Consider the following 20,578-nt stretch of genomic DNA (forward strand, 5'->3'; position numbering starts at 1 on the left):
GTACCGGATAAAGGAAAAAGAATGGGATGATTGATTCCAACCCTCTTGTAGTTGATCTGGATGGCACGCTCATCAAGACGGATTTGCTTTTGGAATCGGCGAACAGCTTTGTCTTTCGGTATCCAATGCGAGTATTCAAAATTATCAGCTGGTTGGCTGAGGGTAAAAGCACGCTGAAGACCCACTTGGCGGAAGTGAGTACTCTTGATCCAGAATCACTGCCCTATAATCAATCACTGCTCGTTTGGTTGGGCGAAGAAAAGGCCAAGGGTCGTCGTCTGATATTGGCAACAGCCAGTCACCGTCTGCTGGCGGAAAAAATCGCTGCTCACCTTGATCTGTTTGATGAGGTGTTGGCGACAGACGGTGACATTAATCTGAAATCCTCCTATAAGCGTGACGCCTTACTTGAACGATTCGGTGAGAAAGGGTTCGACTATATTGGAAATGAGGAGGCGGATCTCCCGGTTTGGCAAGTTGCTGGTCGGGCCTATGCAGTGAGTAGCTCTGCAAAACTAATTGCCGAAATAAAGTCTATTGGAAACCTTGAGAAAGTTTTCAGTAATGAGCGGGGTGCTTTTTTACCCTCACTTGTACGCTCGGTCAGGCCGCATCAGTGGATGAAGAATCTGCTGGTTTTTGTCCCCCTGCTTGCCACACATCGTTATGATGATGCGGCCAGTCTGTTGTATGTACTCACGGCTTTCATTATTTTTGGATTAACGGCATCAAGTGTATATCTACTGAATGATCTCATTGATGTGGTGGATGATCGCAATCACCCCAGAAAGAAAAGTCGCCCGTTTGCGGCAGGCGATGTATCACTCTTACAGGGTTGGATGGTATGGCCGCTGTTGCTGGTGATAGCTTTTTTAGGGTCACTTTTTTTCATGCCGGTTCCGTTCACTGTTGTCCTGATGTCCTATTTTCTGTTGACCCTCGTCTATTCATTGCGTCTCAAGCAGAGTGCAATTGTTGATGTGATCATGTTGGCGGGGCTCTACACCATGCGAGTGATTGCAGGCGCAACAGTGATTGCTGCCCCGTTGTCGTTTTGGTTATTAACGTTTTCAATGTTCATTTTTCTGTCGTTGGCCTTTATAAAACGTTTCAGTGAACTCAAAATGGTGCGCGAGAAAGGTAGGGATGGAAAGCTACGCGGGCGTGGCTATAAGCAGGAAGACCTTGAAGTGGTCTCCAGTATGGGGACAGGTGCAGGTTATCTTGCCGTACTGGTATTGGCCCTCTACATACAGGATAGCCATACCGCTGTATTGTATCAAACGCCGGAATTAATCTGGCTGGCCTGTCCGTTATTGTTGTATTGGATTTCTCGCATGTGGCTCATTGCGCATAGGGGAAGTATGCATGATGACCCGATAGTCTTTGCGATCAAGGATAGAAAGAGCTGGCTTGTCGGTTTTCTTTTCGTCGCAATATTTGCCTTGGCGCGTGTGGTGGTATGAAACAGATTGCACGTATCACCATCCTTTATAGTCTGTTTGCGGCTATAGCGACAATAGCTAACCTGGGTACGCAGGTTATTGTAATCTGGATTTACCAGGGCCCCTTCGCTGTTGAGATATCAATCCTGATAGGCACACTCACTGGGTTACCGATTAAGTATGTTTTGGAAAAACGGCATATTTTTGAATTTAAATCGGACAACCTGATGCATGACAGCAAGCTGTTTTTACTCTACTCCTTCATGGGCGTGTTCACTACGGCACTCTTCTGGATTGTTGAATATGGATTTCATTGGGCTTTTGGTACCGATTTCATGCGCTATTTAGGTGGGGCCATTGGTCTGACATTGGGCTACATCATTAAATACAGGCTCGACAAGCGCTTTGTGTTTGTTAACCGATCTCAAGACACCGTGGAGTACTCCTGATGGAAGCCCATGGTTGGGGGCGTTATCCCCGTCTCGAGGGAGAGATCACTTATCCTGTGACAAGTGCGCAGTGTGTCAGTGAGGTGATGCACAATGCGGGGTTAACGCCTCAAGGGTTGGGGAGAAGTTATGGTGACAGTTGTCTGGGTCGGCACATGTTGAATACCCGCTATCTTGATCACTATATTGAATTTGATGAACAGACAGGACTATTGACCTGTGCGGCCGGCGTGTCGCTGGATGATATCGTACAGACATTTGTACCGAAAGGCTGGTTTCTATCGGTGACGCCGGGTACACGTTTTGTGACGGTTGGTGGGGCCATAGCCAGTGATGTGCACGGCAAGAATCACCATCTGGACGGTAGCTTCTGTGACCATGTCATTCAAATGGACCTTTTACTGGGGAATGGTGAAAAGGTTTCCCTGTCACCGACGCTCAATGCGGATCTCTTTCATGCCACCTGTGGCGGCATGGGACTGACAGGCGTTATTCTTTCGGCCACCTTTAGGCTGAAATCTATTCGCTCAAGCGATATGCTGACAACAACAATAAAGGCCGCTGATATTGATGCGCTACTTGATGCCTTCGAAGAAAATCAGGATGCCAGTTATTCCGTAGCCTGGATCGATTGTCTGGCGCGGGATAAAAATCTAGGGCGTTCCTTGCTGATGTTGGGGGAACATGCCGATGAGGGCCCCTTGGCAGTGAAAGGTAAAAGACGTATTCCCGTGCCTGTTGATATGCCCGCTAACTTGTTGAACCCCTATACAGTGAAGCTATTTAATGCGGCCTATTTTCACCGGATTCGGCAGTCACGGATAAGTCAGGTGGCCTCTCTGGAATCCTTTTTCTATCCGCTCGATACGTTGGATAACTGGAATCGTCTTTATGGAAGAAAAGGCTTTATTCAATACCAGTTTGTGTTGCCAAAATCGGGTGGAATCATCGGTTTGAAAAAAATCTTAGAGCGCATCAGTCAGTCGGGTATGGGCTCTTTTCTTGCGGTTCTTAAGGTATTTGGCAAAGGGAATAACAATATGCTCTCCTTTCCAAAGCAAGGCTATACGCTGGCGCTTGATTTCAAGGTTGAGCCGAAAGCATTTGAGCTTCTAAATGGGTTGGATAAACTGGTACTGGATGAAGGGGGGCGGCTTTATCTTGCAAAAGATGCACGTATGGGAGAAGCCGCATTCAAAGCAGGATATTCTCGCTGGAGTGAATTTGAATCTGTGCGTGAACGCTATCACGCCATCGGTGCATTCTCCTCTGAACAGTCCAGACGCCTGGGGTTGAGATAATGAAGATTCTGATAATCGGAGCTACCTCCGCTATTGCGGAAGCGACCGCAAGGCTATGGGCGGAAGCGGGTCACCAAATGTACTTAATAGCGAGGGATGAAACGCGGTTAGAGACTATTTCATCCGATCTTAAAATTCGCGGGGTGTGCCAAATAGACAGTCAGCAAATGGATGTCAATGAATTAAGTCAGCATAAATTAATCATTGATAAAGCCTTTGACGCGCTGAAATTTATTGATGTTGTTTTGATTGCGCATGGAACATTAGGCAATCAAGAGGCCTGTGAACAGGATTTTGAAGTGGCGCTTCAGGAGTTCCATACCAACGCAATAAGCACCCTCTCGCTGTTAACCCATATTGCTAATCGAATGGAGAGCCAAAAGCAGGGAACGATTGCTGTGATCAGTTCGGTGGCGGGTGACCGTGGCAGGCAATCAAATTACCTATACGGAACGGCCAAAGGTACTGTATCCATTTTTCTTCAAGGCCTAAGACAGCGGCTCTATAAGTCGGGTGTGCATGTCATGACGGTCAAGCCGGGCTTTGTTGACACGCCCATGACGGCAGCGTTCAAGAAAGGACCCTTGTGGGCAAAGCCAGACGTTATTGCTCAGTGCATTGATAATGGCATAAGGCGTAAACGAAATGTGATTTATACCCCCTGGTACTGGTGGATTATCATGGCAGTAATAAAAATGATTCCAGAAACCATCATGAAAAAGATTGTGTTATGAGTGGCTTTTTTAGTGATGACGTCTGAAGTGCATTTGTCGGAGTATCCAGATGATCAGGCTTGATCGATTATCGGCAAAGCAGCTGTTTATCGGGCTGGTCATTATGCAGATATTTATCTGGACACTTGTGCCAACGCTAACCCATACCAGTTTGCCTTTGGATGTTGTCAGAGAAGGCTTGGCATGGGGTCATGAATGGCAGTGGGGTTACCATAAGCACCCCCCGTTACCCTCATGGTTGGTAGAGATATCGTTTTTACTATTGGGTGATGTGGGACCGTTTTTGTTGAGCCAGTTAGCGATAGTCACTACTTTTATTTTTATCTTTCTGCTTGGCCGAGAAATATTTTCTGAGAAAGAAGCGCTTATAGCGGTCCTTCTACTCGTAGGGGTTTACTATTTTTCACTTCCTACCGCAGAATTTAACCACAATATTGCGCAGATGCCTGTTTGGGCTGCGATGATCTACTTCTATTATAAGGCACTCAAATCAGGCCAGCTTCGCTGGTGGTGCTTGCTTGGCGTTAGCGCGGGAGTCGGCCTGTTAAGCAAGTACACCGTACTTGTGCTTGTATGTGTAATGTTTTTCTATGCATTGTTTAGTCCGACCAATCGAAAGATCTTTGGCCGTCTCGGGCCATACCTTTCGTTGTTAGTGGCGCTATTAATTGTTGCGCCACATCTATATTGGTTGGTCGCCAATGATTATTTACCTCTCCGTTATCTGAGTGATCGGAGTGGGTTGATTGATTCTGTCTGGATGCGTCCACTCAAGAGTATTGATTTCTTACTTGCCCAAGTTGCCTCCCATATACCCATAATTCTCCTTTTGCTTGCAGGCGGTATGTTTAAACATATTTGGCGCATGCCTGGTGAGCAAAAAATACCTGTGGCGGTATCTGATCGTAATTATTTATTGGCATTAGGTCTGGCTCCTGCGCTTATTGTAAGCGTCATTCCGTTAATGGGCGGTTCAGGGTTAAGATCTATGTGGGGTGCGCCAATGTGGAGCCTTTCTGGTCTTCTATTGGTCATGTTTCTGGGTACCCCTTCAAATAGTGCCAAAACAAACCGGTTCTACTGGGTCGCGTTATCCTTGTTGGTATTTTTTCCTATAGCCTATGGATTGAATTCAATGCTGAGTGGAACCTATTCGAAAAAACCCAAAAGAACAGCTTGGCCCGACCGTGAGATAGCAGAGCGCATGGTGAATAACTGGAACAGCGTTGCAGATTGTGGACTGAATATTGTAACAAGTGATGGCTGGCTGGGTGGCTTGATTGCCATACGTGCCGAGGATCGACCCTCGGTGTTTTTGGAGGGTGATTTTTCTATTGCGCCCTGGATAACGCCTGAGCGGTTAAATAAAGAAGGGAGCCTCATCGTTTGGCCTTCCTTTAAAACAGGAAGCGCGCCCGATAAGTACGCAAAAATTCCAGGTTACTCATACGGTGGTGTCGAAACGTTTCGTTGGACAAAGAGTACAGGCAAGGCGGCGCCCATAGTGCTGGAATGGGGTTTTGTTCGAGGTCAATGCGAGAAGCATGCGGATACTCAGTAATGCTGAAAGTAGGGGTAATAGGGAGTAAATATTACATTTGTTGCCTGTTTTCAGTGATAATGTCGTCTATGTTTTGTTTAATAAAGAATTTGTAAAGGTTGCTTGTAGTGTCAAATATACTGTCAATCCATAGTGGTCCCCATGATTCCGCGGCCGCAGTTTTTCAAGGCTATGAGCTAAAGGCTGCCGTTCATCAGGAACGTTTGTCGCGGGTTAAATGCGATGGGGGCTTTCCTGATAGGGCTATTGAGAATGTGCTAAAGATTGCCGGGTTTAAACCGGAGGATATTGATGTTGTTGTCCTCAGTCGAGGGTCTTATCCAACCGTGTACTTTAACTATGGCTGGTTTGACAGGTTGCGTTTTGCTGTGCAGCGAAAAAAAGGTCGTCGGCGCCATAAAAGCCTATCGAGTCATATGTGGAAAAATGGTACCGCTAAGGCCGAAGATGTTTTCCTAAAGCCAGTGTTCTGCAAAGAAAATGGTTTTAGGCATGATGTAAAACTATTCTTTTCTAACCATCATATGGCCCACGCCTTGTCTGCATTATTCTACCTGCCGGGTGAAAATGTTTTGGCGTATACCTCCGATGGCGGTGGCGATGGTGTTTACTACAGTGCGCGACTACTACAGGGAAGTGATCAATTCACCTGCCTGTTTGGTGATGACAAGGATTTTTTAGGCCAGGGCAAGACCAACAGTTTAGCCCTTGCATACGGTTATGCGACCCAAGCGATAGGATTCAGGATCAATCGTCATGAAGGCAAGTTGACAGGACTTGCTGCATACGGAAAACCGTCATTGTTCGAACAGATGTCAGCGCATTTTAGTGTGTCAGATACAGGAGAGGTCGCGAGTGATTTCTCCAATAACAAGGCGATGAAGCAGGCCATATTTGAAATGGCCAAAGCGGCGTCGCGTGAAGATGTGGCAGCTTCGGTGCAGGAGTTGCTCGAAGTTTATACCCTGGCATCGATTAAAAAAATCATGGCTCACCACAACGTTGAGCGCTTGGCGTTAGCGGGCGGCGCGTTTGCAAATGTACGTTTGAATAAGTTGGTGTGTGAAGAGACGGGTATTAAGGATATCTTTATCGCTCCGGCTATGGGAGATGACGGTTTGGTGATCGGTGGGGCACTGGAATACCTGATGCGCCAAGATGGAGAGAAGGCCTTTTTTGCAAATCGACGAAAATTAGAAAATGTCTATCTAGGTGAGGAGTTTGATGCCGAGGCAGAACAGCTGTTTATGCAGGATGACCGGCTTGAAAAGATAGCAGGAGATCCAGCGGAGACGGCAGCCGAGTTGATAGCCAAAGATTATATCGGTGCTATCTATACCGGCAGGATGGAGTTTGGCCCAAGAGCCCTCGGTGCCCGGAGTATTATTGCCAGCCCGAAAGATGATGGCATCAATAAAACCCTGAACAAACGTTTGCAGCGCACGGAATTCATGCCCTTTGCACCCTACGTGTTGGAAGAGGATGCTGATCAGGTGTTTGAAATCACAGATGCCAACCGTTATGCCTGTCGATTCATGACCATCACTACCCGAGTAAATCCTGAGTGGGCAGATAAAATTGCCGCTGTAGTCCATGTGGACGGTACCGCTAGACCTCAGATTGTTAATGATAGGGACAATCCGCTCTACAGCACAATTCTTCGGCATTTTAAACAGAAGACTGGACTGCCTGTGCTCGTCAATACCAGCTTTAATGCGCATGAAGAGCCCATTATCTGCAAGCCGGTCGAGTGTCTGCGCGCGTTGCTGGATGGGCGGGTGGATTTTGTGGTAATTGAGAGTGGTGTGTTCCAAAGAAAGCAATAGGTGTTCGCTATTCTCTAGGCTGTTTGGATTGTTGAGCTTTCTTTTCAAGCTCAAATAACTCGCGTGTCTTGGCGATTCTGATAAAGCGCTGAAAGGCGTACATATGGCTCAGAATGATACCATCTGTACCCATCATGAAGCCCCGGCGAAAGAGATAGCATTTGATAAAGGCAAATAACGGTAGCGTCAGTAGTTCAATAAAGGTCGGTTTTCGCTTTTTCTTAAAACGGCTGATGGCTTGATCATTTGAGTAGGCGTTCATCTTTTCGACATGATGTGACAAAGATCGAAATGAACGGTGAATGACCAGGCCCTTAAGTTTGCCGACAGCGCCTTCATGCACCTTTACATAGTCATGGATCGTGTCATCGTGGTATTGGGCGCGCCGCTTGTCATAGAGTCGGACGGGGCTGTTGTGAACCATCCATCGATAGCCTTTTTGCTGGAAAGGGTAGAGCGGTAGCATTGGCAGTGTATAGGCTGCACATGAGGGTGCACTGTTTATAAAGAGATCGAAAATTTCCTTCGCCAGCTCTTCAGACACCTCTTCATCGGCATCCAGGTTCAGAATCCAGTCATTATGGCACTGGCTCTCCCCAAAGGACTTCTGCTGACCGTAACCTTCCCATGGATTAAAGATAACCCTTACGCCGAGTGCTTCAGCAACGCTGACCGTATCGTCTTTGCTGCCGCTGTCGATAACAATAATTTCATCGGCAAAGGCCTTTACACTGTTAATAGTGGTGCTGATACGGTCGCCCTCATTCTGGGCGATGATAAAGACAGAGAGAGGTAGTTTGTTCATTCCGGACGTTCCGCTTTTTTATAACCCAGGGTGGCGCAGTGCTGGGCGATCAACCACCATAACAGCATGCCCCAAAATGAGGAGTAGAGTGCAAGGTGGGTGTTAATAGGAAACGTTGCCGCTAAAACGCCAATGGAAAATACCGCGCTAATAGGGGTGGTAAACCCGCCCTTGAATAAGCGCTTCATCAGTACAAAATAAAATGCAAGAAGCCCAAGCAGGCCAATGCTGCCTGTCTCTGTGCCCACCTCCAGAATCATTTGGTGGATGTGGGTGGGGGCTATTTTATTCAGACGATAGTAATCATCGTCAGGTGCGTATTGAAGATAGACATCCCGATAGGCCCGCACACCGATACCGTTGATAGGTTTGTCCTGAAACATCACCAGCGCATTGCGCCATAAAGGTAAGCGAGTTGAGAGGGCGATATCTGCTGATTCAACGTCACCTTTAAATAATAAAAGGGTTTGGTCGATTCGCTGCTGGACATAGTAAGAGCTATGGTAGGTGGCAATCGCGCCAATCGGCAGTGCGATTAGGATAATAAGCCCGTAGCGCAGAGCAAGGTGCCTGTTGTTATAGGTTTGGAAAAAAAACAGTCCAGCGAGACTGACGGCAAACATGACCCAGCTAGCACGGCTTCCGCTGAGGAGAATGATCAGGACGAGCAGGCCCCATGCAACACCTTTCAGCATCCAATGGCTTTTTTGTGTTTGAATCAACAGGAAAGAAGCGAGTAGTGAAATTGTCAGTCCCAGTTTTAGGTCATCGCCAAAAATACCATTGATTCTATCGCCGTCATAAGGGTAGCCGATGATATCAAAACCAAAAATAAACTGAATGAGCGCGTCGGCAAGTAAAAACAGGAGAAACCATGAAACCGTTTTTATGACATTCTGGGCGATTGGATGCCGGTTAAGGGTGTCAATTATAAAAATGCCAGCTAAATAAAACCGTAGATAGCTGGCGCCCACGCGAAGTGTTTGATTGGCGCTGAAAGAATCTGGATAGGAGAGCATAATCGGTAGCCAGATCAGCAAAAAGAGTAGGCTGAAGTGGCGAATAGGTGCGCGGCTGAAGAGTTCAGTTTTGAATTTTATTAACTTGATCAGACCCCAGATTGCCATGATGGCAATCGGTAGCTCAGCGCTGCGTCCCACAGGCAAAAGAAGTATGGGTGAGGCAATCAGCAGTGTCAGCCAAAAGGACTCGTTAAGATTGATTTTGGCAAAAAGGCGGTGCATTTTATTCATCCGATGTTTTTATGCTTCGTAGCCTGAAGATAGTGTGAAGGCAGGTTTTACATTGGGTATTTAGGCTTGAGTATCCAACAATTGCTTGGCCAATATCGAAACAATCTGAATCGCGGCTGTGCCGTCACCATAAGGGTTTACCGCTGTAGACATCTGCCTGAAGTGGGTGGCGTCATTTAATAGCTGATACGCCGCTTTTACTATGGTTTCTGAATCCGTGCCAACCAAGCGGACCCCCGCTTTCAGTGCCTCGGTGCGTTCGGTCTTGGTGCGCATCACCAGTACCGGTTTGCCGAGTGACGGCGCTTCTTCTTGTACGCCGCCCGAATCGGTTAGCACAAACAGGCATTGTCCCATGAGCGCGGCAAAGGGTTCATAACCGAGGGGTTCGATTAAATGTATGTTGGGCAGATTGCCCAGTATCCGCTCAACCGGTTCCTGGACATTTGGATTGAGGTGTACGGGGTAAACGATGTCCAGTTCCGGATGGCTTGCGGCAATCAATTTGATCGCTTGGCATATCTCCTCAAAGCCTTGGCCAAAGCTTTCTCTGCGATGTCCGGTGACCAGGATAAATGGACGTTGGCGGCGTGCGAGGAGAGCTTTGGTCTGTTCGGAGTAGATGCCTCGGTTAATGCGTGCCTGAATCCAGAGCAGCGCATCAATCACGGTATTGCCCGTTATAAAGATCTGCTCGGGTGGTATATTTTCGGCTAACAGGGCGGCCTTGTTGTTTTCAGTAGGCGCGAAATGCCACTGGGCAAGGTGGCTTGTCAGGACTCGATTCGCCTCTTCTGGAAAGGGCGCGCGCAAATCTCCTGTGCGTAGGCCGGCCTCAATATGGCCAATGGGAATTTGTTGATAGAAGCTGGCTAGTGCCGTCATGAAGGTAGTCGTAGTATCTCCCTGTACCAGTACGGCGTCAGGTTGGTGTTCGACCAACACAGGCGTTATGTTCTCAAGTATGCGTGCGCTGAGTGTGGCCAATCCCTGGTTAGGACGCATTAGGTTTAGATCAATGTCCGGCGTTATTTCGAATAGCTCCAGGGTTTGATCGAGCATCTCTCGGTGTTGGGCGGTGACACAAACAATCGGGTGCAGATTAGGGTGATCCTTGAGGGCTTGGATTACGGGTGCCATTTTTATGGCTTCAGGGCGAGTGCCAAATGCGACAAGAATATTTTTCATGGTCTAGCCTGCATTTTTCCTGAAGTAGACCAGGTTGTCGCAAAAGGGGATGTCAGAGCGATCAATGTCCCCTTGGTCCGTGATTCTGTAAGCGGTGTAATCAAGATCCCACATTGTTTGGAATATCTCTCGCGGAGACTTGCCGGCCCGCTGCAGGGTCAACTCGTTGACCTCGACAAAAACTTCTGGGGCTTGATCGGCGGGCAATGAAAGATAATGTGTCAGACCACGGAGTACATTCTCTTCATGGCCCTCGACGTCAATTTTGATCAGGTCGATTTTTGCGATACCTTTTTCCTGGAAAAACTGATCGGGATTGATTGCCTGTACTTCAATTTGACCGAAGGCTGTATCAGAAGAGGCATAGACCGAGCCGTTACCTGTGTTGTCACTATCAGGTAAGTAAAGTGATGTCTGCCCTGCTTTATCAGAAACAATTTCCGCGCGTAGTTCTATGTTCGTAAAGCCATTTCGCTGGATGTTTTTTTCCAGGATGGCGTAGTTACTCGGATTGGGTTCAAATGAAAAAACCTGTCCGGTATTGCCGGTATATTTTGCGAACAACAGGGTGTAGTAACCGGCATGCCCACCGATATCCAGAATGACCTGGCCAGGTTGAATGCGGTTGATCATGAAGTTTTTATGGCGTCGTTCTGTACGGTAGCCGCCATACAGTAAAACGTGTCGCTGTATCCGGTCGCTCAGATCTGCCAGAAAATCAATATCCCCGTCATAGCGGCACCATATCGGCCCCTGTTCTGCCAGCTGCCTTTGAAACAGTTTGTATATCTTCGATTTGCCCGTCGGCAAGGGGAAGTCTTTTAGGTATGCGATAACCGCATTGAGCATGAGGTGCTGTCCTTAGTGGCTATATTTTCTGTAAATATCACGTGTGGCAGTAGCGATGTGCGACCATGAAAAATGGTTTACGGCACGTTGTCGTGCGGCTTGTCCCATGGCCTGGCGTTGAGCTGGGTTTTCAACCAGGGTGCGCATGGCCTCACCGAGTGCTACCGGATTGCCGGGTTCTACCAGAAGACCAGTTTCCCCTTCCGTTACTAATGTGGGTATCCCACCAACACGGGTGCCGACCAGCGGCAGGCCACACGCCATGGACTCAAGGCCGGTTATGCTGGTGGCCTCCATGAAGGAGGGAAGCACTGAAATGTCGGCGGCTCGGTAGACATCGGGCATGTCAGGATTGGGAACAGCTCCCATGAAAATGCTTTTACCATACAAGTCATTTTGCTTGAGGATAGTCTCAACTTTTTCCTGCTCACTGCCATCGCCGGCAAATAGCAGTCGTACGGGTTGATCTTTCAGTGCGGAGACCGCTTCGGCGAACACCGTAACGCCGTTCTTTTCCACCAGTCGCCGGGCCAGTAGCACGATCACTTCGTCTTCCTGAATGCCTAATCGGTCTCTCAGTGGGCTGGCATTGGGTGTGAATCGGTCTGTATCGACTCCGTTGGCAATAAAATCGATCGGCCCAGAATACCCTACTGCCTTGGTCGCATCGCACAGCTCCTGGCTGGGTGCCAGTACATGTGCAATATGCGTCAAGCGACGGGCGATGCGTTTCTGTTCATGGGCTCCCTTGGCGACTCTTTTCAGGTAGCCCGATGTGTGATTGGTAAAAATCACCGGAACGGGCATATTTCGGCTGGCTTCGAGTGGCCGCAATCCATGCACATGCAGAATGTCAGGTTGATACTCACGACAAAATTTCTTCAGCCAGCGCCCCAATAGCCAGCCATAGAGCGGTTGCCCGCGCGGGATCTTGGGTCGATGCACCTGCATGCCTTGCCAGGTTTGGTTGGCTTCGCGCATATCTCCCAGCGGACGGGTTATGACATGTACCTCTTCGCCCAGTTCGGCCAGGGCCTTGCCTAGCTCGACCACATGTGATGCGACTCCCCCGATGTTGGGGGCGAAATCGGCAGTAATCAGGGCAATGCGCATGCTTGTCGTGACCTTGGTTTTTGGGAGTGAACTCTGTAAACCTATTAGTATACCGGATCATATCCAGCCGGGCGCGTTTTGAAACGCCGATGGACCCAGAAATACTGTTCAGGGGCTGCGATGATAGCCTGTTCAAGCAGTGCATTAATGCGTACGGTGTCCTGGAATTCATCTCCCGAAGGAAAGTTGGCCAAGGGAGGGTGGACATGAATCACGTAGTGGCCATCCGGCATGCGCTTTGGGAAATAGGGTATCACTAGCGCCTTGCCCATAGTTGCAAACCGGGAGGTGGTGGTAATGGTGGCGGCGGGGATGCCGAAAAAGGGGACAAATTGGGCGTGGTCCAAGCCATAGTTTTGGTCGTAAGCGTAAAAAACAGCCTCTCCTTTACGCAGGCTTCGTGTCATGGTGCGAATGTCGCCTCGTTCGAATACCGGGGTCAGCCGGCGCTTTCTGGCGCGCAGAATGATCTGGTCCATGAGCGGGTTCTTCATAGGGCGATACATGGCACCCATCAAGTTATGCAGGCTGAGCATGTGGCCGGCCAGTTCCAGTGTGCAGAAATGACCGGTGATTAATACCACGCCTTTTCCTTCGGCCTTGGCTTGCTGCAAATGCTCAATACCTTCGATGGTAACCAGGTCTTTTAGCTGCTCGTTACTGCCCCACCAAGAGAGGGTTGACTCGAATATGCCCATTCCAGCCGCTTCGAAATGATCTGAAAGCAACTGTTCTTGTTCGGCAGATGTTTTTTGCGGGAAGCAGAGGCGTATATTGGTGCGGGCGATATGAGCCCTTTTCTTCAGGACTTTTTGCGCCACTCTTCCTACTCTTTTTCCAAGTCGCAGTTGACTTGAATAGGGGAGCAGGCTGAGCAGGCGCAGGATGGCGAGACCGATCCACGTTGGCCAAAAACGGGGATGAATATATTTCCGCCAGGGGAAAGGCGCTTCCTGTGTCTGCCTCATTGCTTGCTTACCCGGTGGAGAACTGGATTTTGTGCAGCTTACTATAAAGACCGCCTTGGGCCAGCAGCTCAGAATGGCTGCCAAGCTCAACAATACGACCCTCTTTCAGTACGGCAATACGATCGGCATTTTCGATCGTTGAGAGCCGATGTGCGATGGTCAGGGTTGTTCTCCCGGCTCGCAGTCGGTCCATCGCATCCTGTATAAGTTGCTCTGATTCAGTATCCAGGGCAGAGGTCGCCTCATCCAGGATCAGGATTGGGGCGTCCTTGAGCAAAGCGCGCGCAATTGCCAGGCGTTGACGCTGTCCTCCGGAGAGTCGTACCCCATTGTCGCCAATGGTTGTTTCCATGCCGTCGGGCATCTGATTGATAAACTCAAGAATATTGGCGGCTTTGGCGGCCTCAAAAATCTGTTCATCCGTGGCATCTTGGTTAATGCCGTAGGCGATATTCGCCTTGATGCTGTCGTTAAATAGGAATACGTCTTGAGAAACCAGGGAGACGTTGGCGCGCAGGGTGGAAAGGGGGATTTCACAGATATCAATATGATCGATCAGGATCTGACCTTGGCTGGGGCGATAAAACAGTGGAATCAGGTTGGCCATTGTGGTTTTGCCACTGCCTGAAGGACCTACCAGGGCAATATTTTCCCCCGGCGCAACCTTGAGCGCGATGCCGCTAAGGGCAGATTGGGTGTCGGTTCCGTAGTTGAAGTCAAGATTGCGCCACTCCAGTGCGCCGGTGACGGCGGGGAGTGATTGTGTGCCCGTATCAATTTCAGGTTGCTGATCAAGCAGCTCAAAGACGCTCTCCGCTGCCGCAAGCCCTCTTTGTAGCTCATTGTTGATGCTGGTGAGCTTTTTTAGCGGGGAGAGGATCATGGCCATGGAGCCAAAGAAGGCGACGAATTCTCCCACGGTAAATCCACCTGCTGCAGACTGTTGGGCTGAAAGGTAGGCCATCAACGCCAGACCGCAGACGGCTACCAAGTGGTTTATCTGGACGCTGCTGTTGTGGGCTAAGGCGGCCTTCATCTTGAACTGTCTTACCTTGTTGGCCGCGTCGAAAAAACGGCGTGCCTCATGTGCTTGACCGCCAAATAACTTGATCACCTTGCTGCCGGTGATTACCTCCTCCAAGACATGGGTCATCTCGCCCATGCGGTTTTGCAGTGCGCGGTTAATCGTGCGTAAGCGCTTACTCACAACACGCACAAAGAAGGCTACAGCGGGTATCAGCGCGAAGGCAATCAGGGTGAGCTTCCAGTTGAGATAGAGCATCAGGCCAAGCAGGCCAATAATCGAGAGTGAGTCCCGTACCAGTGTGACGATGACATTGGAAGCGGAACTGGTGAGCTGCTCTACGTTATAGGTGACTTTCGACAACACTACGCCGGCAGAGTTGTTATCGTAAAACCGCGTCGGTAGTACGAGCAGCTTTTGCAGCATCAGTTCACGTAAATTGAATACCACTTGAGTGGCCACTGACTCCATCGCCAGCGAGCTGACCAAGGTGGCAAGGCCCTGAATCAGGGCTAAACCGATTAACAGAATCGGCACCAGGAGGATCATCTGTGGATCTTTATCGACAAAACTGCCATCCAGAAGAGGCTTCATCAGGTAGGGCATCGCTGGTTGGGTTGCGGCCAGCACGATGGTGCCCAGAATAGAGACAAGGAATACCCGCCAGTGTGGGCGAACGTATTGAAGCAGTCTTTTGTACTGGATGAGGGAAGTCATCGGGTTGAGGCGGGCCCTGTGTCAGGTTTTAAGTGTCTGTTTAAAAAGGGTTATTAGCAGCGGCGTGGTGCGAATGATAACCGAAAATACGTCTTGGTTGCACGGGTTTTTCGAGCTGTAGCCGATTTGTATAGAGGTTGAGTTTGTTTTGCCGTATTCGATCGGCATTCGTAGAGTAATCACGAGGGTGCCTAACTAGGCGAAATGAACCCAACGGTTTCTGTTTTGGGGGTGTGGTTAGTCTATTGGTAATAGGGGGTAAACGGCTTAATTACAAATGATGAAGCTTTCTGTCGGCACTTCGATGCGATTTTGTTTGCCGATCAGATTGAGCAGGATAATCGCCCGGTTTTCAGCGCGCTGTTCACTGAAAATGGCCTCATACTCTGCAAAGGGGCCGCTTATCAGTCTTATTCGATCACCTTTGGTGAGCTTTTTAGTCGCGGGTTTGTGAAAGCCATCGCCATCTGCTCTCTGTTGGATAGCTTTGATTAAATGCTCGGAGATTATGGCTGGATTCATGCCTACGCGTACCAGGGAGCTTACCCCCCGGGTTGATCTAATGGGGGTCCAGTCATCCAGTCCGGCTGTTAGGCGAATAAACAGATAGCGGGGAAAGAGAGGGATTATTTGTTGGTTGGTTGGGCCCTGCTGTCGAATTAAGGGTAGATAGGTGGTAAAGCCCTGCCTCTCCAGTTGTTCACATGCGGTCTTTTCCTGGCGCGGCTTGGTGTGTATGAGGTGCCAGGCTGTTTGGTTTTTCATAAGGAATCCCTTTCTAAAAAACATGATTTTCTCGTATGTCACTATATTGGGTGTAATTCTTCGAGTGTTCAACCATATAACTAAGGAGAAATGGAATTCTTTCGTCGCAGAATCTACTAAACAGGCGAAAATCCATTCGGTCTGCAAAAAATGTGAATAAGTTCATCAGATATGGGCTGTGCTGTTCTGAGTAATGGGTTACCATGTTCAAGACTGAACAGATTGCTGATCCTGTTAGTTGTTTCGTCTATACCGTGATTCAGGATGTGCGGCAGCGCATAATCCTGCGGTAGCCTGCCTGAAATAAAAAAATTGTGGAGTACATCAGAATCGATGGCTAGTCGTCACACCTCAGTGAAAGAAGATACACGGTTTCGCGTGCTGCGACTTCTGGACGAGAATCCCGATATGACTCAGCGCGAGATTGCTGAGGCGCTAGGCATCAGTCTGGGTGGTGTGAATTTCTGCTTGCGGGCTTTGGTGGACAAAGGACTGGTAAAAATCCAAAACTTTCAGAACAGCAAGAATAAAATGGGTTATGTATACCTGTTAACGCCAATGGGGATTACTGAAAAAGCGGGACTTACCGCCCGGTTCCTTAAGCGCAAGCTGTATGAGTACGAAATGCTAAAGGCTGAAATCGAGGCTTTACAAAAAGAATTTACTTAAGTGGGATGAACGGCACCGTGAGTCCTGTTAGAGCTAAAGTCATTAAGAGTTCAAAATAATGTTCCCATATATTCAAAATAGAAAAATTCGTATCGCCATCGTAGGTTGTGGCCGTATATCAAAGAATCACTTTGGTTCAATAGAAAAACACGCTGGTAATATTGAACTTGCCTCCGTGTGTGACACCGATGCAAAAGTGCTGGCAAAGCACGCGGAGCAATACCAGGTGCCGGGCTACCAGTACTTTGAGGAGATGCTCAATACTGAGCAGTTAGATATGGTGGTGCTTTGCACCCCCAGCGGTATACATCCAGATCAGGCTGCGCTTGCAGCGAAGCATAAAGTCCATGTGATGACTGAAAAGCCGATGGCAACTCGTTGGCAGGACGGTGTGCGCATGGTCAGGGCGTGTGATGAGGCCAATGTCCGCCTTTTTGTGGTTAAGCAGAATCGCCGCAATACCACGCTGCAATTGCTGAAGCGGGCGATTAGTGAGAAGCGCTTTGGCAAGATCCATATGGTCCATCTGAATGTATTCTGGACTCGCCCCCAGGATTACTATGATCAGGCGAAATGGCGCGGTACCTGGGAGTTCGACGGGGGCGCTTTTATGAATCAGGCTAGCCATTATGTGGATCTGTTGGACTGGCTGATCGGTCCGGTAGACAAGATACAGGCCATGATGAGTACGACCCGGGATATTGAGGTCGAGGATACGGGTGTTCTGAATCTACGTTGGCGCAGTGGTGCACTGGGTTCGATGAGTGTGACGATGCTGACGTACCCGAAAAACCTGGAAGGCAGCATTACGATACTTGGTGAAAAGGGCACTGTTCGGGTGGGGGGTGTTGCAGTGAATGATATTCAGCGCTGGGAGTTTGATGAGCCGCGCGATTATGACGAGCATATCCAGACAGCAAATTATGAAACCACATCCGTTTATGGTTTTGGGCATCCACTTTACTACAAGAATGTGATTGATGTTATGAGGGGTGAAGCAGAACCTGAGACGGATGGTCGTGAGGGGCTAAAATCCCTTGAGTTATTGATTGCAGCCTATCTTTCGGCTCGGGACGGAAACACGGTTTCACTGCCACTGGAATACTAAAAATGGAATATTCAATTCATCAGAGCGCGATCGTAGACGAAGGCGCCAAAATAGGTGCGGGTTCCCGTATCTGGCATTTTGTTCATGTATGTGCTGGTGCCCAGATTGGTGATAACTGCTCACTGGGTCAGAATGTTTTTGTAGGTAACAAGGTTGTTATAGGCAACAACTGTAAGATCCAGAACAACGTCTCTGTGTATGATAATGTCACGTTGGAGGAAGGCGTGTTTTGTGGTCCAAGCATGGTGTTTACTAACGTCTACAACCCTCGATCGTTGATCGAACGTAAAAATGAATATCGAGATACTCTTGTAAAAAAAGGAGCTACCTTAGGTGCAAATTGCACCATCGTGTGTGGCGTTACAGTCGGACAATATGCGTTCATCGGTGCGGGTGCGGTGGTTAATAAAGATGTGCCCGCCTATGCCCTTATCGTGGGCGTTCCTGCAAAGCAGGTTGGTTGGATGAGCGAGTATGGTGAGCAGATTCCTCTACCGTTGGATGGAAGCGCAGAATATACCTGCCCACATAGTGGGCAACATTACACCCTGAATGGAACGATCCTGGAGTGCGTAAACGCATGAGCATCCCTTTTATTGATCTGAAGACCCAGTACCAGGCGCTAAAGCCACAAATACAAGAGCGCATAAACAGGGTGCTTGATCATGGACAGTACATCATGGGGCCTGAGGTTGGAGAGCTTGAGGAAAAGCTGGCACTCTATGTTGGTGTTAAGCACTGTATTGCAGTCAGCAGTGGAACCGATTCACTACTCATTGCCATGATGGCTCTGGGTATCGGTCCCGGTGATGAAGTCATCACTACGCCGTTTACCTTTGTGGCTACGGGTGAAATGATCGCCCTGTTAGGTGCAAAGCCCGTGTTTGTGGATATTGATCCCAGAACATACAACATTGATCCTGGGAAAATAGAGGAGGCCATTACCCCAAAAACACGAGCGATCATGCCGGTTAGTCTGTATGGACAGTGTGCGGATATGGATGCAATTAACGCTATAGCTGACAAGCATGGGTTGCCCGTAATCGAGGATGGGGCTCAATCCTTTGGTGCAACCTACAAAGGCCATAAATCTTGTGCCCTGAGCACAGTGGGTTCAACCAGTTTCTTTCCAAGTAAGCCGTTGGGAGGTTATGGCGATGGAGGTGCGCTGTTTACCGATGATGATGAACTGGCCAAGGCAATGCGCGAAATACGTGTGCATGGACAGGATCGTCGGTATCATCATCCAAGAGTTGGTATTAATGGTCGTCTGGACACCCTGCAAGCGGCGATTATATTGGCCAAGCTAGATCGCTTCGACTGGGAAGTGGCGCAGCGTCAAATTATTGGATCAAGATATACAGAATTGTTAAATAAATACTGTCCTGCGGTCATAACGCCATACGTCGAGCCACATAATAGCAGCGTTTTTGCGCAATATAGCATTTTAGTTGAAAGTCGAGAGGCATTGCTGACAGGATTAAATGGGTGTGGTATTCCAACGGCCGTACATTACCCGGTGCCATTGAATCAGCAACCTGCATATAGCAATCTTTCCGATGAGCAACTGACCCCTGTTTCTGATGAGATCGCGCGCAAAGTTATGAGCCTTCCTATGGGACCTGATCTTAAAAGCATAGATCAAGAGCTTGTTGTCAAGACGCTGCAGAGCCAAGTCGATCTCGGCCAATGAAAATTGTCACTATTGTCGGTGCGCGCCCCCAGTTCATCAAGGCAGCTGCAATATCGCGTGTGATACGGGAAGATTATACTGGAGTGCTCGAAGAAGTTATTGTGCATACCGGTCAGCATTTCGATGAGAACATGTCTAAGGTTTTCTTTGAAGAACTCGATATTCCTCACCCGCGTTACAATCTTGAAATTTCCGGTGGCCAGCATGGCGCGATGACAGGGCGCATGCTTGAGGCAATTGAAAAAGTTCTGCTTGATGAGTCTCCAGATTTGGTTCTTATCTACGGTGATACGAATTCAACACTTGCGGGCGCTCTTTCGGCTGCGAAACTGCACATACCTGTGGCACATGTGGAAGCCGGTCTCCGCTCATACAACATGCGTATGCCAGAGGAAGTTAATCGCATTGTTGCCGATCGCTTGTCAGCAATGCTTTTTTGTCCGACTGAAACGGCCGCTGAGAATCTGAAGTCAGAAGGTATTACAGCGGGTGTTTTTAACGTCGGAGATGTCATGTTTGATGTCGCCCAGTTTTATCGTCACCAGGCGCGAAAACAAAGTGCGATTTTACAAGAGCTTGGATTGAACGAACGGGGTTTTGCATTAGCGACATGTCATCGAGCAGAAAATACGGATAGTCTCGAGCGATTGACAGCAATAGTGACAGCATTAGGTGAGTTGGCGCATACCATTCCTGTTGTCATGCCGCTTCATCCGCGAACCCGTAATCTAATTTCCGATCATGGATTGGCGGAGGCGCTTGGTGAGGTAAAGATTACTGAGCCTTTGGCTTTTCTTGATATGGTGGTACTTGAACAGGCCGCACAGATGATTCTGACAGACTCTGGTGGTGTGCAGAAAGAGGCGTTCTTCTATGGGGTGCCCTGCATCACGATGCGAGATGAAACTGAGTGGGGTGAAACGGTTGAGTTAGGCTGGAATCGATTGGTAGGTGCCTCAGCCTCAGCAATCACTGCTGCAGCGAATTCATTCCTTACAGCGCGTCCCGAGCCGACATCTGTGGAACCCTATGGGCAGGGTGACGCAGCAAACAAGATCGTAGCAGCCTTGGTTGAGCAAGGCTTAATCAATTAATTTCCAATAAGGAGAA

General features: G+C 48.8%; 19 protein-coding genes. 11 read left to right on the forward strand and 8 right to left on the reverse strand.

What is annotated here, in order from left to right; genetic code table 11:
* Positions 1-26: 26 nt before the first annotated feature.
* From FHP88_RS12480 to FHP88_RS12505, 6 genes are all read left to right on the forward strand, one after another.
* A complete protein-coding gene (locus tag FHP88_RS12480) occupies positions 27-1,466 on the forward strand; it encodes a UbiA family prenyltransferase (RefSeq protein WP_335341552.1) in 1,440 nt (479 codons plus the stop codon).
* On the forward strand, positions 1,463-1,894 hold the full coding sequence (locus FHP88_RS12485; protein ID WP_144359411.1) for a GtrA family protein: 432 nt from the start codon (positions 1,463-1,465) through the stop codon (positions 1,892-1,894). Before FHP88_RS12480 ends, FHP88_RS12485 begins: the two co-directional genes overlap by 4 nt.
* The gene (locus FHP88_RS12490) at positions 1,894-3,195 is read left to right on the forward strand and encodes an FAD-binding oxidoreductase (protein ID WP_144359412.1); all 1,302 of its coding nucleotides are present in this window, start codon (positions 1,894-1,896) and stop codon (positions 3,193-3,195) included. Before FHP88_RS12485 ends, FHP88_RS12490 begins: the two co-directional genes overlap by 1 nt.
* Positions 3,195-3,929: an SDR family oxidoreductase gene (locus FHP88_RS12495; RefSeq protein ID WP_335341553.1), complete on the forward strand. Its 735-nt coding sequence runs from the start codon at positions 3,195-3,197 to the stop codon at positions 3,927-3,929. The genes FHP88_RS12490 and FHP88_RS12495 overlap by 1 nt, the downstream gene beginning before the upstream one ends.
* A gap of 49 nt (positions 3,930-3,978) precedes the next feature.
* On the forward strand, positions 3,979-5,490 hold the full coding sequence (locus FHP88_RS12500; RefSeq protein ID WP_144359414.1) for a glycosyltransferase family 39 protein: 1,512 nt from the start codon (positions 3,979-3,981) through the stop codon (positions 5,488-5,490).
* 107 nt (positions 5,491-5,597) lie between these two features.
* Positions 5,598-7,316, forward strand: coding sequence for a carbamoyltransferase C-terminal domain-containing protein (locus FHP88_RS12505; RefSeq protein ID WP_186297708.1), 1,719 nt, complete (start codon positions 5,598-5,600; stop codon positions 7,314-7,316).
* A 7-nt stretch (positions 7,317-7,323) separates the two neighbouring features.
* Here the strand turns inward: FHP88_RS12505 and FHP88_RS12510 are convergent, their stop codons facing one another.
* The 8 genes from FHP88_RS12510 to rfaH all read right to left on the reverse strand — a co-directional run bounded on the left by FHP88_RS12510 (position 7,324) and on the right by rfaH (position 15,998).
* Positions 7,324-8,121: a glycosyltransferase family 2 protein gene (locus FHP88_RS12510; RefSeq protein ID WP_144359416.1), complete on the reverse strand. Its 798-nt coding sequence runs from the start codon at positions 8,119-8,121 to the stop codon at positions 7,324-7,326.
* Positions 8,118-9,140 (reverse strand): O-antigen ligase family protein, encoded by a 1,023-nt coding sequence (locus FHP88_RS12515; RefSeq protein WP_186297709.1) that lies wholly within the window; start codon positions 9,138-9,140, stop codon positions 8,118-8,120. The genes FHP88_RS12510 and FHP88_RS12515 overlap by 4 nt, the downstream gene beginning before the upstream one ends.
* Positions 9,141-9,434: 294 nt before the next feature.
* On the reverse strand, positions 9,435-10,562 hold the full coding sequence (gene wecB, locus FHP88_RS12520) for a non-hydrolyzing UDP-N-acetylglucosamine 2-epimerase (protein WP_144359418.1): 1,128 nt from the start codon (positions 10,560-10,562) through the stop codon (positions 9,435-9,437).
* Between the two features lie 3 nt (positions 10,563-10,565).
* On the reverse strand, positions 10,566-11,411 hold the full coding sequence (locus FHP88_RS12525; protein WP_144359419.1) for an FkbM family methyltransferase: 846 nt from the start codon (positions 11,409-11,411) through the stop codon (positions 10,566-10,568).
* Between the two features lie 12 nt (positions 11,412-11,423).
* Positions 11,424-12,524: a glycosyltransferase family 4 protein gene (locus FHP88_RS12530; protein WP_144359420.1), complete on the reverse strand. Its 1,101-nt coding sequence runs from the start codon at positions 12,522-12,524 to the stop codon at positions 11,424-11,426.
* Between the two features lie 44 nt (positions 12,525-12,568).
* Positions 12,569-13,492 (reverse strand): LpxL/LpxP family Kdo(2)-lipid IV(A) lauroyl/palmitoleoyl acyltransferase, encoded by a 924-nt coding sequence (gene lpxL / locus FHP88_RS12535; protein ID WP_144359421.1) that lies wholly within the window; start codon positions 13,490-13,492, stop codon positions 12,569-12,571.
* Positions 13,493-13,499: 7 nt separating this feature from the next.
* Positions 13,500-15,233 (reverse strand): lipid A export permease/ATP-binding protein MsbA, encoded by a 1,734-nt coding sequence (msbA, locus tag FHP88_RS12540; protein ID WP_144359422.1) that lies wholly within the window; start codon positions 15,231-15,233, stop codon positions 13,500-13,502.
* A gap of 267 nt (positions 15,234-15,500) precedes the next feature.
* Positions 15,501-15,998 carry a transcription/translation regulatory transformer protein RfaH gene (rfaH, locus tag FHP88_RS12545; RefSeq protein ID WP_186297710.1) on the reverse strand — a complete coding sequence of 166 codons (498 nt, stop codon included), beginning with the start codon at positions 15,996-15,998 and terminating at the stop codon, positions 15,501-15,503.
* 333 nt (positions 15,999-16,331) lie between these two features.
* Here rfaH and FHP88_RS12550 point away from each other — a divergent pair, with 333 nt between their 5' ends.
* Genes FHP88_RS12550 through wecB (FHP88_RS12570) form a run of 5 tightly spaced genes read left to right on the forward strand, consistent with a single transcriptional unit; the run spans position 16,332 to position 20,562 of the window.
* Complete coding sequence (locus FHP88_RS12550) at positions 16,332-16,667, forward strand: MarR family EPS-associated transcriptional regulator (RefSeq protein ID WP_144359424.1); 336 nt, start codon at positions 16,332-16,334, stop codon at positions 16,665-16,667.
* Between the two features lie 58 nt (positions 16,668-16,725).
* Positions 16,726-17,775: a Gfo/Idh/MocA family protein gene (locus tag FHP88_RS12555; protein WP_144359425.1), complete on the forward strand. Its 1,050-nt coding sequence runs from the start codon at positions 16,726-16,728 to the stop codon at positions 17,773-17,775.
* A gap of 2 nt (positions 17,776-17,777) precedes the next feature.
* Positions 17,778-18,359, forward strand: coding sequence for an acyltransferase (locus FHP88_RS12560; protein WP_144359426.1), 582 nt, complete (start codon positions 17,778-17,780; stop codon positions 18,357-18,359).
* Positions 18,356-19,468, forward strand: coding sequence for a DegT/DnrJ/EryC1/StrS family aminotransferase (locus FHP88_RS12565; protein WP_144359427.1), 1,113 nt, complete (start codon positions 18,356-18,358; stop codon positions 19,466-19,468). Before FHP88_RS12560 ends, FHP88_RS12565 begins: the two co-directional genes overlap by 4 nt.
* Positions 19,465-20,562: a non-hydrolyzing UDP-N-acetylglucosamine 2-epimerase gene (wecB, locus tag FHP88_RS12570; RefSeq protein WP_144359428.1), complete on the forward strand. Its 1,098-nt coding sequence runs from the start codon at positions 19,465-19,467 to the stop codon at positions 20,560-20,562. Before FHP88_RS12565 ends, wecB (FHP88_RS12570) begins: the two co-directional genes overlap by 4 nt.
* The last annotated feature ends 16 nt before the right edge of the window (positions 20,563-20,578 follow it).

This window comes from Sedimenticola selenatireducens, assembly GCF_007625115.1.
Taxonomy (GTDB): Bacteria; Pseudomonadota; Gammaproteobacteria; order Chromatiales; family Chromatiaceae; genus Sedimenticola; species Sedimenticola selenatireducens_A.